11 protein-coding genes are annotated in these 14,009 nt (G+C 59.8%); 6 read left to right on the top strand and 5 right to left on the bottom strand.

From position 1 onward, the window contains the following. Nucleotides 1–162 precede the first annotated feature (162 nt). On the top strand, nt 163–1,512 hold the full coding sequence (tig, locus tag ACILSL_RS02390; protein WP_395730397.1) for a trigger factor: 1,350 nt from the start codon (nt 163–165) through the stop codon (nt 1,510–1,512). A gap of 63 nt (nt 1,513–1,575) precedes the next feature. Here the strand turns inward: tig and ACILSL_RS02385 are convergent, their stop codons facing one another. After that, a complete protein-coding gene (locus ACILSL_RS02385; protein WP_395730396.1) occupies nt 1,576–2,301 on the bottom strand; it encodes a DUF1080 domain-containing protein in 726 nt (241 codons plus the stop codon). A gap of 68 nt (nt 2,302–2,369) precedes the next feature. Between ACILSL_RS02385 and ACILSL_RS02380 the strand changes: the two genes are divergently transcribed. Next, nucleotides 2,370–4,316: an ATP-dependent DNA helicase RecQ gene (locus ACILSL_RS02380; RefSeq protein WP_395730395.1), complete on the top strand. Its 1,947-nt coding sequence runs from the start codon at nt 2,370–2,372 to the stop codon at nt 4,314–4,316. Nucleotides 4,317–4,343: 27 nt separating this feature from the next. Here ACILSL_RS02380 and ACILSL_RS02375 read toward each other — a convergent pair whose 3' ends face one another. Further along, nucleotides 4,344–4,895, bottom strand: coding sequence for a hypothetical protein (locus tag ACILSL_RS02375; protein WP_395730394.1), 552 nt, complete (start codon nt 4,893–4,895; stop codon nt 4,344–4,346). Nucleotides 4,896–5,022: 127 nt separating this feature from the next. Between ACILSL_RS02375 and ACILSL_RS02370 the strand changes: the two genes are divergently transcribed. Further along, nucleotides 5,023–6,273, top strand: coding sequence for an SGNH/GDSL hydrolase family protein (locus ACILSL_RS02370; protein ID WP_395730393.1), 1,251 nt, complete (start codon nt 5,023–5,025; stop codon nt 6,271–6,273). Between the two features lie 8 nt (nt 6,274–6,281). Here ACILSL_RS02370 and ACILSL_RS02365 read toward each other — a convergent pair whose 3' ends face one another. Beyond that, complete coding sequence (locus ACILSL_RS02365) at nt 6,282–7,658, bottom strand: phosphatidylserine/phosphatidylglycerophosphate/cardiolipin synthase family protein (protein ID WP_395730392.1); 1,377 nt, start codon at nt 7,656–7,658, stop codon at nt 6,282–6,284. A 177-nt stretch (nt 7,659–7,835) separates the two neighbouring features. Between ACILSL_RS02365 and ACILSL_RS02360 the strand changes: the two genes are divergently transcribed. From ACILSL_RS02360 to ACILSL_RS02350, 3 genes are all read left to right on the top strand, one after another. After that, on the top strand, nt 7,836–8,594 hold the full coding sequence (locus tag ACILSL_RS02360; protein WP_395730391.1) for a creatininase family protein: 759 nt from the start codon (nt 7,836–7,838) through the stop codon (nt 8,592–8,594). Nucleotides 8,595–8,731: 137 nt separating this feature from the next. Beyond that, nucleotides 8,732–9,973 carry an MFS transporter gene (locus ACILSL_RS02355; protein ID WP_395730390.1) on the top strand — a complete coding sequence of 414 codons (1,242 nt, stop codon included), beginning with the start codon at nt 8,732–8,734 and terminating at the stop codon, nt 9,971–9,973. 6 nt (nt 9,974–9,979) lie between these two features. Continuing rightward, the gene (locus ACILSL_RS02350) at nt 9,980–11,170 is read left to right on the top strand and encodes a sialidase family protein (protein ID WP_395730389.1); all 1,191 of its coding nucleotides are present in this window, start codon (nt 9,980–9,982) and stop codon (nt 11,168–11,170) included. A gap of 6 nt (nt 11,171–11,176) precedes the next feature. Here ACILSL_RS02350 and ACILSL_RS02345 read toward each other — a convergent pair whose 3' ends face one another. After that, on the bottom strand, nt 11,177–11,608 hold the full coding sequence (locus tag ACILSL_RS02345) for a hypothetical protein (RefSeq protein WP_395730388.1): 432 nt from the start codon (nt 11,606–11,608) through the stop codon (nt 11,177–11,179). Between the two features lie 46 nt (nt 11,609–11,654). Beyond that, on the bottom strand, nt 11,655–13,964 hold the full coding sequence (locus ACILSL_RS02340) for a response regulator (protein ID WP_395730387.1): 2,310 nt from the start codon (nt 13,962–13,964) through the stop codon (nt 11,655–11,657). Nucleotides 13,965–14,009 lie beyond the last annotated feature (45 nt).

Raw genomic sequence — 14,009 nt, 5'->3', positions numbered from 1 at the left:
CAAATCTCTGAAAAATACGCATGAAGGCTAAAATCGGGGATGTCGTTCTCTGTTTGTCAAAACCGTCAAACTGTCTATCATGCGCGCCCCTCCGGCCCGGACGCGGTTCCCCACCGCCCGGTTCTTGGGATGGAAAACACTTCGCCCACTAACCTCTTTCTCATGAACATCAACGTCGAACATCAGCCCAACTGCCGAGCCGTCGCCCACGTCCGCGTACCTTCCGACCAAGTCGGCAAAGAACGTGACGAGATCATCACCTACTTCGCCGGCATGGTGCGCATGCCTGGCTATCGCCCCGGCAAAACGCCGAAGAGCATCGTCGCCAAGCGCTACGAAAACGAAGTGAAGGACGAACTCGAGAAGAAGCTCATCAGCGAAGGCCTGCGCCAGGCTGTGAAGAGCGAAGGCCTCGAACTCCTCAACGTCCTCGCCGTGAACGACAAAATGTATCACGACACGGACAAGAGCTTCAGCTTCACCATCGAGATGAGCCTCGCGCCGAAGTTTGAGCTGCCTGAGTACACCGGCATCCCCGTCAAGCTCCCACGCATCGAAGTCACCGACGCGGATGTGGACCACGATCTCCTCCACCTCCGTGAAAACCAGGCCACCTATGAAGACGTGGACCGTGTCGCCGCCGTGGGTGATGTCGTCGTTCTCAGCGTCACCGGCAGCCTCGACGGCCAGCCCCTCGCCGAAGCCATGCCAGACGCTCCTGCGCATCTCAAGGAGATGAAGGAAAACTGGTTCCTCCTCGCCGATGAAGACGATTTCCTCCCCGGCTTCTACGCAGGCCTCGTCGGCATCGCCAAAGATGACGAGCGCACGCTCAACATCACCCTGGCAGACGACTTCAATTTCGAAGCCCTGCGCGGCAAGACCATCGCCTTGAACGTTAAATGCCACGGCGTGAAGAACAAGGCCGTGCCGGAACTCACCGAAGAGTTCATCAAAAAGATCGCCGGTGAGGAAATGAGCCTCGAAACCCTGCGTGACGAAGTGCGCGACGCCATCCGCCGCCGCCGCGAACAGGCCCGTGATGCCGCAAAGTCCAATCAGGTCATCGCCCACCTCTTTGAAAAGGTGGAGTTCGAACTCCCGCAGGAAGTCGTGAACCGCGAAGCCCAGCGCCGCACCAACGAAATCGCCCAGCGCGCCATGCAGCAGGGCATCGGCGAAGAGGAGCTGATCAAGCAGCAGGACGAGATCCTCAACAGCGCCACCAATCAGGCCCGCCAGAACGTCAAAGTCAGCTTCATCCTTGAGCAGATCGCCAAGAAGGAGGCCCTCGAAGTTCCCGCCCAGAAGATCGCCATGGCCCTCGCCCAGATCGCCGAGCGTCAGAAGACCCCCGCGAAGAAGTTCATGGCCGAGGCGCAGAAAAACGGCCTCATCGACAACGTCCGCGGCGACCTTCTCCTGCAGGAAGCCATGGAGTTCCTCAAGTCCAAGGCCATCGTCGAAGAAACCGAGCCCGAAGCGGAACACTGCGACGTGCACAGCAAGTAAGGCGCGGAGCAGTCAAGGATTCGTCAGGAGGTCAAGCTGGTCGTCACAGACCCTTGACCTTCCTCACAGCTCCTTGATCGAAATATTCCTGAATTGAATCAGGCTGGAGGCCGGCGAGAGTTCGCCGGTCTTCGCATTTTTACCGCCGTGGTGCTGCAGGCCCAGTCTGCCTTGGGCGGGAACGCCCGGCAGTTGCGCGTTTTCGATCACCTTCTGCCCGTTGAGCACCACGGTCAGCCTGTCGCCCTTCATCGTGATTTCAAAGGTGTTCCACTCACCCACGGGTTTGTCGGCCTTCACCTTTGGCGTCACTCCAGCGCGTACTGCAGGCGGCATCGTTTTGTCCATGCGGTAGCCATAGACTTCACCTGAACCGATGGGCCAGCACCAGATGTTGATCTGGGATTTGCCAGCGCCGCGCAGGTAGATGCCCGAGTCGGCATTCGGCGTGGGAATTTTGATCTCCTTGCCGTTTTCATCCAGCTTGTGCGTGCCGTCGGGCAGAACAACTGGCATGTCGTAGAGCCCCGTCGTCTGTTTGAGCCGCCAGTCGATCTTCAGCGTGAAGTCGCCATATTCCTTGGCCGTCCACAAGTCCTTGGACTTGTGGGGGGATTCACTGCACGCATCGTAGTCGATCACGCCGTCGATCACCTTCCAGTGGCCGTTATCACCTGCGGGCACGGTCCAGTTCGTGAAGTCCTTGCCGTTGAACAGCGGAGAGAAGCCGTCATCGGCTGCGAATGACGTCAACGACAGGGCGAGGAGGGAGTAAAGCAGGGTCTTCATGGTCGTGAGAAAACGCCACGGGCAAGGTTTGCATTGCATGCCGAAGCTGGAATGTGCCATGAGTGCGCATGTCCCACGATCTCCACGCCGCCTTGAAACAGCACTTTGGCCACAAGGCCTTTCGTGCCGGGCAGGAGCAGGTGATGGAGGCCCTGCTCGCAGGAAGAAGCGCACTCGCGCTCTTCCCCACCAGCGCGGGCAAATCGCTCTGCTATCAGCTCCCGGCGCTGCTCATGGACGGTGTCACGCTGGTCATCTCACCACTGATCGCGCTGATGAAGGACCAGGTGCAGGCGCTGCGCGCGCGTGGCATCGCCGCCGCACGCTTGGACTCCTCGCTCTCTGCCGACGAAGCGGCGCAGGTCTTTGACGACATGCGCAACGGCACGCTCAAGCTGCTCTACATCGCCCCGGAGCGGCTCATGAATGAAAACTTCGTCGAGCGGCTCAAGCGCCTGCGCATCGCCATGATGGCGGTCGATGAAGCGCACTGCATCTCCGAGTGGGGGCACAATTTCCGCCCGGAATACCTGCGTCTCGCGCTGGTTGCCAAAGAACTCGGCATCCAGCCCGTGCTCGCCCTCACCGCCACGGCCACACCTTCGGTCGCGGCAGACATTCGCAAGGCCTTTGGCATTGAGCCAGCGGACCATGTGCAGACTTCCTTCCTGCGGTCAAATCTGCACTTTCGCATCACGCCCTGCACCGCGCAGCAGCGCCTGCCCGTGCTCACCAAGCTGCTTCTCAAGCGCAAGGTGCCCTCCATCGTCTATGTGACGCTGCAAAACACCGCCGAGCACGTGGCCACGCATTTGCAGAAAAACGGCGTGAACGCCCTCGCCTACCACGCCGGTTTGCCGGATGAGCATCGCCACGCCGCGCAGGATGCCTTCATGAACGGCCAGACCGATGTCATCGTCGCCACCATCGCCTTCGGCATGGGCATCGACAAAGCGGACATCCGCGCCGTCTATCACTACAACCTGCCCAAGACCCTCGAAAACTACTCGCAGGAAACCGGCCGCGCCGGACGCGATGGCAAGGTCTCCGTCTGCGAACTGCTCGCCTGCGCGGACGACTGCATCGTGCTGGAAAACTTCACCTTTGGCGACACCCCCACACCGCAGGCCATCCGCCAGCTCCTCGATCATCTGCTGCTGCAGGGCACCGAGTTTGATGTCTCCATGTACGATCTCGCCCACGCCACGGACATCCGCCCGCTGGTCATTGAAACGGTCATCACCAACCTCGAACTCGACGGCATCCTGCGCCCGCTCGGCTCCTTTTATGCCAGCTACCAGTTTCGCTTCATCCAGCCGGAGCAGCGCATCCTTTCGGGTCATAAACCCGAGCGCCAGGCCTTCCTGCGCCTGTTGTTTCAATGCGGCAAACGCGGCACCAAGTGGATCACGCTCAATCCCGACGAAGCCGCCGCCGAACTCAACGAACCGCGTGAGCGCGTGCTCAAAGCCCTGACCTGGCTGCAGGAATCCGGCGACATCGAGCTCAAGCCCAGCGGCAGCCGCCAGAAATATCGTCTCTCCGAAGACGCGCATCGTCGTGACCCGCAGGAGATCACCAAAAAGATGCAGCACCTCTTTGCAGAGCGCGAACGTCGTGATGTCGAGCGCTTGAACGAGGTGCTGGCCTTCGCCCAGCACCGTGGCTGTCTCACGCGCTGGCTCCTGCACTACTTCGGTGAAGAAATGGCCGCCGACTGCGGCACCTGCACCAGTTGCAAAGAGCACGAAAAAGGCAGCGCCGACGAATCACCGCGCGAAATTCCGCAGTCCGAGCCGCCGCCGATCACCGTCGAGCACGTGGCCGCCATCCACGAGGTCATCGCCGAGCGCAAAGCCGCGCTGCGCTCCTCCCGCCAGCTCGCCCGTTTCCTCTGCGGTCTCACCAGTCCTGCCACCACCCGTGCGAGACTCGGCCGGCATGAGTCCTTCGGCCTGCTGGAGCGCATTCCCTTTGGCGATGTTCTCGCCCAGACGGAGACGATGCTGGGGTGAGTACCGGCGACCTTGTGCGAAGCACTTTCAGATTTTGCGATCAACGGCTTGTTCGGCGGAAACGAGGTAGTACGTGCGGCTCTGTTTCCCCAGCACAAACCAGCAAAGTAATGACACAACTATGGCAAAACCGATCCACCGCCCCAACTCTAAGGTTTGGTCATCCGAGGCGCCAGGCCAGGAGATTTTGAACCATACACTCCCGAGACTCAACAGGGCGGCAAGAGCCAGGCAAAGACTGACGAGCCAATAAACCCAGGGTTTTCTCCTCTTAGCAAGCATCGCTCTGCATGCGATCAGGCACCCGAGAAACCATGCCCATGACAACCAATCATCATGAAGGCTTGGAATACCGATGTGAAACGGATCTCCTCCAAACCGGGTGAGGATCCATGATGCGCCTGCAAAGAAAACAGCGACTGCCAGGAGTAGAATTGAGCACCCGCCCGTCAACGCAGGCAATGCCAGACAACCCAGTGCAGCACGACTCGATGATGGTAGAGAAGGGGGATCATAGGCTGCTGAAGCCGGGATCGGCTTTTCAAAGCCTGAATCTGGACTCAGGTTGGAATCACTCATCAGTTGTTAAAGCTAGTGGCTCGGTCTTCTTGTCACAAGATGTGAGTTTACGGATGGATAAACAAATCCTTGCCAGAACGCCCTTTCTTGCGCGGTATGTGCCTCTCTCTCATTTCCATCCACCACCATGCGCTTTCTCCCGCTTCTCCCCATTCTTCTGGCCGCCGTCAGCTTGCGTGCCGAGCCCCTGCTGCCGCCAAACGCCCGTGTCGCCGTCATTGGTGACAGCATCACGGAGCAGAAGATCTATTCGAGATACATCGAGACCTATCTTCTCGCCTGCACCGGGCGCAGCGACATCAAGGTCTTCCAGTTCGGCTGGAGTGGCGAACGCGCCGGTGGCTTCGCCGCACGCCTCGAAAACGATCTCGCGGTCTTCAATCCGAATGTCGCCACCACCTGCTACGGCATGAACGACGCCAGCTACAAGCCCTATGCCCCCGAAATTGGCGCCGAGTATGAAAAGAACATGCGTCTGGTGATCGAGGGCCTCAAGAAGGTGGGCGTGAAGGCCATGGCCATCGGCTCTCCCGGTGGTGTGGACCCGGATTACTTCAAGAAAAACGTCACCGGCCAGGACTACAACGACAACCTCGCCCACCTGCGCGACGTCGCCAAAAAACTCGCTGAAGAAAACAAGCAGCCCTTTGCCAACGTGTATGACACGATGATCAGCGCGCTCACCAAGTCGAAGGCGGCGCTGGGCAAAGAATACGGCCCTTTCGGAGGCGACGGCTTCCATCCGGCTCCCGCAGGCCAGCTTTTGATGGCCCAGGCGTTTTTGAAGGCGCTGGGTTTTGACGGAGACATCGGCACGGTCACGGTCGACATGAAAGGCCCCAACACCGCGAGCACCGGCCACACGGTCAAAGGGCTGGAACTCGGCAGCGTCACGCTGGAAAGCACCAAGTGGCCGTTTGTCTTCGATGCCGATCCAAAGTCAGCCAGCAGCAACCGCAGCATCCTGCCCTTCACCAGCTTCAATCAGGACCTCAACCGCTTCACGCTGCGGGTGCTGAACCTCGGCAGCGCCAAGGCCACGGTCACCTGGGGCAGCCAGAGCAAGGAGTTCACCCGCGAGCAGCTCCAAGCAGGCGTCAATCTCGCCGCCGAGTTCACCAAGACACCGTTTGACAATGACTTTGCCGCATTGACCAACGCCATCACTCAGAAGGAAGCCTTCGAAACAGTGCTGGTCAAAAACCTCGTCACTCACATGCGCGTGATCGCTGCCGAAGCGGCGGAAGACCCCAAAGTGGCCGTGGCTCTGACCAAACTGAAGAAGAAACTGGCCGATGAGCATGCCAAACAGGACGCCAACGTCCGCAAGTTCATCAAGCCCGTCACGCACACGATCAAGGTCGAAGAAATCCGCTGAGGAGGCGCTCAGAGCAGCGTGCGCCAGCCATTCGGAAGCTGCCCTGTCCAGAGGATCGAGCCGCTGGCATTTCGCGTGATGTGCCAGCTGTTCTCGGGCTGCAACCCCTGCACCAAGTAGGACTTCATGCGGGCCGCGAAGGCCGGGCTGCGAATGATCACACCTGTCTCTGTATTGATGTATTTCGAGCGGGGGTCCATGTTGTACGAACCGATGAATGACAGGCGGTCATCGACGACGAAGCTCTTGGTGTGCATGCCCAGCGGCGTGAGTCTGCGAGCATGGATGTAGTCTTTCCGATCAGCCGCATGGGAGTTGAGTTCAAAGAGGTTGATGCCACAGTCGAGCACGGCCGTGCGGCGGTTGGCGATTCCGGCCATGGCAGCCAGCCCATCAATGGAAGCCAGCGAATTGGTTAGTACCTGCACCTGCACACCGCGTGCGGTGGCCGCCTGAAGCAGATCCAGCGTGTCCTTTTGAGGGATGAAGTAGGCGGCATGCATGACCACATGGGATCTGGCGCCACGCACCGTGTTTTCAATGCTGCGCCATACCGGTGAGGGCAGGTGTCCCTGCCGCATCATGCGCTCCGGTGGGTCCGCCACAAATTCATACTCCGCCCAGATCATGCGACTCACGATCTTGTGCAGGGTGTCCAATGACTCCGCCCTGCTTAGAGAGAGGGGGAAGGGGCGGCCGCTCCTCGCGGCGAGCCTGCGTTTTTTGCGTGCAATGTGGCGGCGCAAATCCTGGAGCGTTTCTCGATCACGATCGGTGATTTTTGTCTGATCACCCATGCGTGTCAGCGGCGAACGCCAGTAGAGCTGAAAGGACCTGACAGCTGCTTCCACCACTGGCCCGGCGGCGAGGAAATCCAAATCTCGCATGTTGTGCTGGCGATCAACGCCAAAGTAGGTGTCTCCCAGATTGCGCCCGCCGCCCATGACAAGGGTGCCGTCCGCGATCATGAGCTTGTTGTGCATGCGGCTTTGCATGCGGTCGATCTCCCCGATCACCGGAATGGGGTTTCCGGCAAAGATGCCCTTGAGGTCGGTCATCGGATTGAAGAAGGCCACCTGGATGTTGGGGTGCGCCGCCAGTGCTGCAGAGCTCACCTCCACCTGGGCGTCGGTGGTGTTGTCCAGCAGCAGCCGGATTTTCACACCCCGGTCGGCGGCTGCCAGCAGACGGTCGGCAAAGGTGGTGCCGACCACATCGTCTCTCCAGATGTAATACTGCATGTCCAGCGTGCGCTGCGCGGCTTCCACCATGGCCAGCCGTGCCAGAAAAGCCTCGCGGCCATCCACCAGCATTTCAAATCCAGCCGTGCCCTGACGGCGCACGGTGTGCTGACGGCAGGCATGCGCGATGGTTTCCTGACTCACCAATCCCACCGTGGGGAGGTTCCCATTTTTTGGGCTGGAGGTTCCACAGGCCGCCAGCTCCAGAGTGAGTATCCCACCAAGCAGAAGACGGGGCCATGATTTCATCCGATAGGATTCCAGCCCTGAACAAAGTTGCAAGTCCATCAAAAAACGAATCGCTGATGGCGTTCTAATTGGATGCTTTTAGCTGATCTCACCTGGCCCGCCGTGGCCGCTCTCGACAAAAACACCCCCGTTATCTTCCCCGTCGCTGCCTTGGAGCAGCATGGCCGGCACATGCCCGTCTTTACCGACAGCATGCTGACCAACGAACTCGTCCGCCGCACCGAAGCGGCGCTGGGGGAGCGTGTCTTGTTTGCTCCTCTGACCTGGCTCGGAAATTCGCATCACCACATGGACTTCCCCGGCACCTTGTCCGCAGAGCCACGGCTGTATCTCGATCTGCTCAACGGCCTGATGGACAACTTCATCGCCCATGGTTTCAAGCGCCTCGTCTTCCTGAATGGTCACGGCGGCAACGACATTCCCGGCAAGCAGGCCGTGTTTGAGACCCGCCAGAAATATCGTGATCGCAGCGATCTGCTGCTCCTCTTCGCCACCTACTGGAACCTCGGGGCCGAACCCTGGACTCGTGATCCCTCCATCCAGCAGCGCGTCATGGGCCACGCCTGCGAATGGGAGACCAGCATGGTGCTCCGCCTCCGCCCCGAACTCGTCGTCGATTTGTCAAAAACCGGCGACGTCCCCTTCGGCAATCCCTTCGAGCCCGCCTCCCGCGGCTGGATCATGCCCGATCGCAGCGAGCCTGGCCACGTCGGCGATCCCCGCTCCGCCACCGCCGAAAAAGGCGAGGTGCTGTTTCAATGCTTCAGCGAGACAGTGGTGAAGATGCTGGAACGCGTGATCGCGTGGGATGGCAAAAGCTGGGAAGGATAGTCTCATGGCCCTAAAAGTGTCCGTCTGCTAATGAAGCTCGCGGACACGAATGCCGCGATTTCACTCAGCTCAGTTGGTCTGATTTTTGCATGAGAAGAAAAATGCAGTGATCTCCATTTGCTCCCGTACTCAACAACATGCCCACTCCCCGCTCCTCCCTCTGGAAATGGTACCTCTGCGGCCTCCTGCTGCTCGCCACGACAATCAATTACATGGACCGCCAGACGCTGGCGAATGCCTCGACACGCGTGACGAAGGAGTTCCATCTGTCGCAGGAGCAGTATGGCGACTTGGAGCTGGCCTTCGGCTGGGCCTTTGCGGTGGGATCGCTCGTGTTCGGCTTTCTGGCGGACCGCTTTCGCATTTACTGGCTTTATCCGGTGGTGCTCAGCGGATGGTCGCTGATGGGCATTGCCTCGGCGCAGACGGAAGGCTACTGGCCGCTGCTGACGTGTCGTGTGCTGCTGGGCTTCTTTGAAGCAGGGCACTGGCCGTGTGCGTTGAAAACGACGTTTGCCCTGCTGGAGCCGAAGGACCGCACCATGGGAAACAGCGTGCTGCAAAGCGGCGCATCCATCGGCGCAGTGGTGACGCCGCCGCTGATGATCTGGCTCATGACGGACGAGCTTTCCAGCTGGCGTCTGGCCTTTGAAGCCATCGGCTTCATCGGGCTTATATGGGTGGTGCTTTGGTTCGTGTCGATGCGCAAAAATGATCTGGACGTGGTGGTGGAGGATGATCCATCGAAACGCGAGAGCATGTGGGGCATTCTTCGTGGCGGCCGCTTCTGGGCGCTGGCCATTTTGATCTTCGGTGCGCAGACCTGCTGGCATCTCTTCCGCGTCTGGCTGCCGAAGTTCATGCAGGAAGGGCGTGGTTACTCGGAGACGGAGGCCCTCGCCTTCAACTCCGCCTACTACATCGGCACGGACATCGGCTGCATCGCCGCAGGGATCATCTCGCTCTGGCTCGCCCGGCGGTTCACCATCTCCGCACACGGCGCCCGGCGTTGGGTCTATGCAGGCGCTTGTTTCATGACGTCTTTCAGCGTGCTGCTGCTCTGGCTGCCCAAAGGCTGGCCTCTCATGGGGGCCATTCTCATCGTCGGTGCCGGAGCCTTGGCCTTGTTCCCCTGCTACTACAGTTTTGTGCAGGAGCTTTCCGACAGGCATGTGGGGCGCCTCACCGGCTTGCTCAGCACCTGGGTGTGGGCGGTGTCATCCCCCATGCACAAGCTCTTTGGCCGCCTCGTCGATGAAACGAAGTCCTTTGATCTCGGAATGGCGATGGCAGGCCTCGTCCCGTGGCTCGGCGTTATCGCCATGAAGCTCCTGTGGGACACGCAAAAGTCGAAGGACCCGGCAGCTGCGGTGCGTTGAGTGGGCATGATTCGTCTGCTGACTCCTGCCTTGCTCGTCGTTTCGGTGCTGCACGCCGCAGAACCGTATGAACTGAAGCTCGAAACAATCACCAAAGGATACGACGGCAAAATGTGCTGGGTGCATCCCCGTGCAGGCGCCATCCCCGGCAGCCCGCCGCAGGTTGTGCTGACCATGCAAAAGCTCCTCCTCACCGGCAGCGATGTCTTTTATGCGCTGAACCATCTGAGCAGCTCCGATCTCGGCAAGACGTGGACCCGGCCGGTCGAGCACTCGGCAGCATTGGGTCGGCGCGAAGAGCCTGACGGCGTGATCGTGGCCGCCTGTGACTTCACCCCGAAGTGGCATGCCAAGTCTGGCAAACTCCTCGGCATCGGCCACACCGTGCGTTATTCCAGCAACAAGGTCATTCACGAACGCCCCCGCGAAACCTGCTTCTCCGTCTATGACCCGCAGCACGCCACATGGTCTCCTTGGGCGGTGATGCCCATGCCCGCAGGCCCCAAGTTTTACAACGCCGGTGCCGGCAGTGTGCAGCGCGTGGATCTGGAAAACGGTGACATTCTTCTGCCCATTTATTTCAAGGGTCAGGGAGACAAATACTACCGCGTCACCGTGCTGCGTTGCAGCTTTGACGGCAGCACGCTGCGCTTCATTGAGCAGGGCAACGATCTCGCATTGGAATCCGGACGCGGCGTGTATGAACCGTCATTGATCCGCTGCGCGGGGAAATTCTATCTGACCCTGCGCAACGACACCGCAGGCTACGTGTGTGCCAGCGATGACGGCCTGCACTTCAGCGAACCGAAACGCTGGAATTGGACTGACGGCAGCGATCTGGGCAACTACAACACCCAGCAGCACTGGGTGGCGCACAAAGATCATCTCTACCTCGTTTACACCCGCAAAGGCGCGAACAACGATCACGTTTTCCGCCATCGCGCCCCGTTGTTCATGGCAGAGGTGGACAAGGCCAGCCTAACCGTGAAACGCGAAACCGAACGCATCCTGGTGCCGGAACGCGGCGCACGGCTCGGAAACTTCGGCGTGTGTGAGGTCAGTGAAAACGAAACCTGGGTCACCGTGGCCGAGTGGATGCAGAAAAACGGGCCTGACATCGTCATCAAGCCCGACAACAAATATGGCGCTGACAACAGCGTCTATGCCGCTCGTATCCTGTGGCAGGCTGAAAAGTAGCCCGCCTCAGCCCAGATACTCACCCGCAATCACTTCTTCCTCGCCTTCGTTCTCATGAATGGCACCCGAGATGACACGCTCAGTGACTTCATCAAGGTAGGTTTGCAGCACGCCGCTGAGTTCCAGAAACTCCGGCCATAGCGTCTCATCCACAAAGCTCCGCGGCACTCTGACCATGACGGTGGTTCGCCGCTGACGTGCATAGCGGTACGGTCTGAGCGAATACCGCCTCAGCAAAGCGGTGAAGAGTTTTTTCGACCAGCCATCGGCCAGGGTGAACTTGTATTCGATGGGCCTCTCGATCTTTGCCGTCTCACCCAGCCTCCGTTTGATGCGCTCCATGGCATCAGCGGCGGCTTCCTTCTCACCCAGAGTTGCGGCACCGGCATAGAGCCGCTCAATTTTGCTCAGCTTGTCGAGAAGATCCTGTTCGCGCATGCAGGTTCTTTCTCAAACCAGACGCACTTGTCAACGCATGCCCCGCTTACGATGCGCGACGGATGCCACGTGTGGCCAGGATGTTGCGCACAAGGCGCAGCATGTCGGCGGGCTCGTACGGCTTGGGCAGCACGGCGGCAAAGCCGTAGGCGGCAGGGTTGGCCATCACCGGATCGTCCGAGTAGCCGCTGGAGACGATGGCAAAAACTTCAGGATCGATGGCGCGGAGTTTTTCCATTGCACGCACCCCCCCCATGCCATTGGGAATGCTGAGGTCGAGAATGACGAGGTCAAAGGCGCGGCCTTGAGTCACGCTTTCCTGGTACATGCGCACCGTTTCACTGCCTTCGGAGCTTTCGGCCACATCGAAGCCGTTGCCAGTGAGGTTGCGGACGATCAACGAGCGAACCAGCGGATCATCCTCAAGCACCAGAATGCGCGGATTGGCGGCGTTCAGGTCCGGCGCCGCGTCGAACACTTTGCTCAGGCCAAAGGCATCGGCTTCCTCACCATCAGAATCCAGCGGCAGGTAGAAGCGCACCGTGGTGCCCTTGCCATGCTCGGAACTGACGGTCAGCGAGCCGCCGTGGGCTTTCGCAATGGATTCGCAGACCGTGAGGCCCAGCCCTGTCGCGTTGTCTGCCTTGCGGGTGCTGAAGTAAGGCTCAAAAATATGCGGCAGATGCTCCGTCGTGATCCCTTCACCTTTGTCTTCGACTTCGATGGCGAGGCCTGAAGGCTGGAAGTTCGTGTCGGTGACCATTTCACCGGGGAACATCTCGGCGTGGTCAGGCGCAAAGCAGCGCACGGTGATTTCACCGCCATCGGGCTGCGCCTGTTCGGCGTTGCGGATCAGATTGCTCAGCAGGCGGCGGATTTGAGCACCATCAATGGCGATCTGCGGCAGGCCGGGCTGCACTTCGATGCGGTACTCCACGCGATTCGCGCGCGTGTGATGCGCAAAGAAGGTCTCAATCAGATCGCCAAGGCGGATCTGAGTTTTGATCGGCGCACCACCTCGGGCAAAGGTCAGCAGCTGCTGCACAAGGTTCTGCGCCTGCAGCGTGGCCTGTTTGGCCGTGTGCAGTTCCGGCAGTGTGATGGCATTGCGCAGCCGCATCTCCGCCAGCGAGATGTTGCCCAGCAGCACGGTGAGCAAATTGTTGAAATCGTGGGCAAAGCCACGCGCCAGCAGTCCGAGTGATTCCAGGCGGTCGATGCGGTTGCGGCGCTCCGCTTCCTCGCGCCGGGCCGTCACATCCTGCACGAGGAGCAGCAGACCTTCTCCAAAAGGATAACCGCGCAGTTCCAGCCAGATCTGCTTTTCGTCGAGGTAAAGCTCACGGTTCACCGTCTCGCGGTGCAGCATGGCATGGGCGAAGGCCTCATGATGCAGCTCGCGCGTGGCGCTGGGCATGATGTCCCACAACGAAAGGCCCAGCATGTTCTGCAGGTTACGGTCAAACAGGCGCAGGGCGCTCGCATTGGCATAGGTCACCCGCCAGCGGGCATCCAGCGCAAACAGCGGGTCCGAAATGCTTTCGACCACATCCACCAGCGGCGCAGTGCTGCGGTTCGGGATGGGCGTTGTTTCCTCCGGCGCTGGCAGAGCCGCGGCTCGGAAAAGAATGATGAGCCCGGTCAGCTGGCCCTGCGCATCACGCAGCGGTGCCGTCCGGTCCTGGATTGGTACACGTTCACCCGCCAGAGTCGTGAGATAAACCGTACGTTCGGCGGCCTGCGTGGCTGACTCCGCTGACAGAATCTCCGCCGGCTCACCGGTGCTCTGATAAATGCGAAACACTTCATTTAAGGAGCGGCCCACGGCTTCCTGCGCATTCCAGCCCGTGACACGGGCGGCGGAGGGGTTCATGAACACCACCCCTCCAGACAGATCCGCAGCGATCACGCCATCGGCCAGGCTTTGAAAAGCCTCAAAGTAGCTGTGCTCCCTCCGCTGGCGCTCATTCTCTTCAAAATGGCGCTGCGCAGCCACTTCCACGGCCAGGCGCAGTTCATCGTGGTTAAAAGGCTTGAGCAAATAGCCATGCGGGTGCGTTTGGCGGGCACGTGCCACGGTGTCCAGATCTGCGCAGGCCGTGACATAGACGATGGCCACATGGCTGCGGCTCTGCAGCTCACGGGCAGTATCAATGCCATCCAGCTGACCCGCCAGATGAACGTCCATTAGTACTAGATCAGGTCGAAACTCGTCCAGGCGTTCCAGTGCTTCCTCTCCAGAGGCACAGATGGCGACCACCACATAGCCGAGTTTGCCTAGAGTCGTGGCCATGTCACAGCCCACGAGGCCCTCGTTTTCGACGATCAAGATGCGGATGCGGTCAGAATTGGTCATTTCCCCGTAAGTCCAACTATTCTAACCGATATGAATTAGAAACGC

Origin of the sequence: Prosthecobacter sp. (assembly GCF_044222345.1) — a bacterium.
In the GTDB taxonomy this organism is placed as follows: domain Bacteria; phylum Verrucomicrobiota; class Verrucomicrobiia; order Verrucomicrobiales; family Verrucomicrobiaceae; genus Prosthecobacter.
This window is presented reverse-complemented; position numbering and strand designations above follow the sequence as displayed.

Bases quoted from the DNA above. Each gene is read 5' to 3' on its own strand.
- ACILSL_RS02360 (WP_395730391.1), top strand. From the start codon at position 7,836: ATGCTTTTAGCTGATCTCACCTGGCCCGCCGTGGCCGCTCTCGACAAA.
- ACILSL_RS02355 (WP_395730390.1), top strand. From the start codon at position 8,732: ATGCCCACTCCCCGCTCCTCCCTCTGGAAATGGTACCTCTGCGGCCTC.
- tig (WP_395730397.1), top strand. From the start codon at position 163: ATGAACATCAACGTCGAACATCAGCCCAACTGCCGAGCCGTCGCCCAC.
- ACILSL_RS02345 (WP_395730388.1), bottom strand. From the start codon at position 11,608: ATGCGCGAACAGGATCTTCTCGACAAGCTGAGCAAAATTGAGCGGCTC.
- ACILSL_RS02375 (WP_395730394.1), bottom strand. From the start codon at position 4,895: ATGAGTGATTCCAACCTGAGTCCAGATTCAGGCTTTGAAAAGCCGATC.
- ACILSL_RS02350 (WP_395730389.1), top strand. From the start codon at position 9,980: ATGATTCGTCTGCTGACTCCTGCCTTGCTCGTCGTTTCGGTGCTGCAC.
- ACILSL_RS02340 (WP_395730387.1), bottom strand. From the start codon at position 13,964: ATGACCAATTCTGACCGCATCCGCATCTTGATCGTCGAAAACGAGGGC.
- ACILSL_RS02370 (WP_395730393.1), top strand. From the start codon at position 5,023: ATGCGCTTTCTCCCGCTTCTCCCCATTCTTCTGGCCGCCGTCAGCTTG.
- ACILSL_RS02385 (WP_395730396.1), bottom strand. From the start codon at position 2,301: ATGAAGACCCTGCTTTACTCCCTCCTCGCCCTGTCGTTGACGTCATTC.
- ACILSL_RS02380 (WP_395730395.1), top strand. From the start codon at position 2,370: ATGTCCCACGATCTCCACGCCGCCTTGAAACAGCACTTTGGCCACAAG.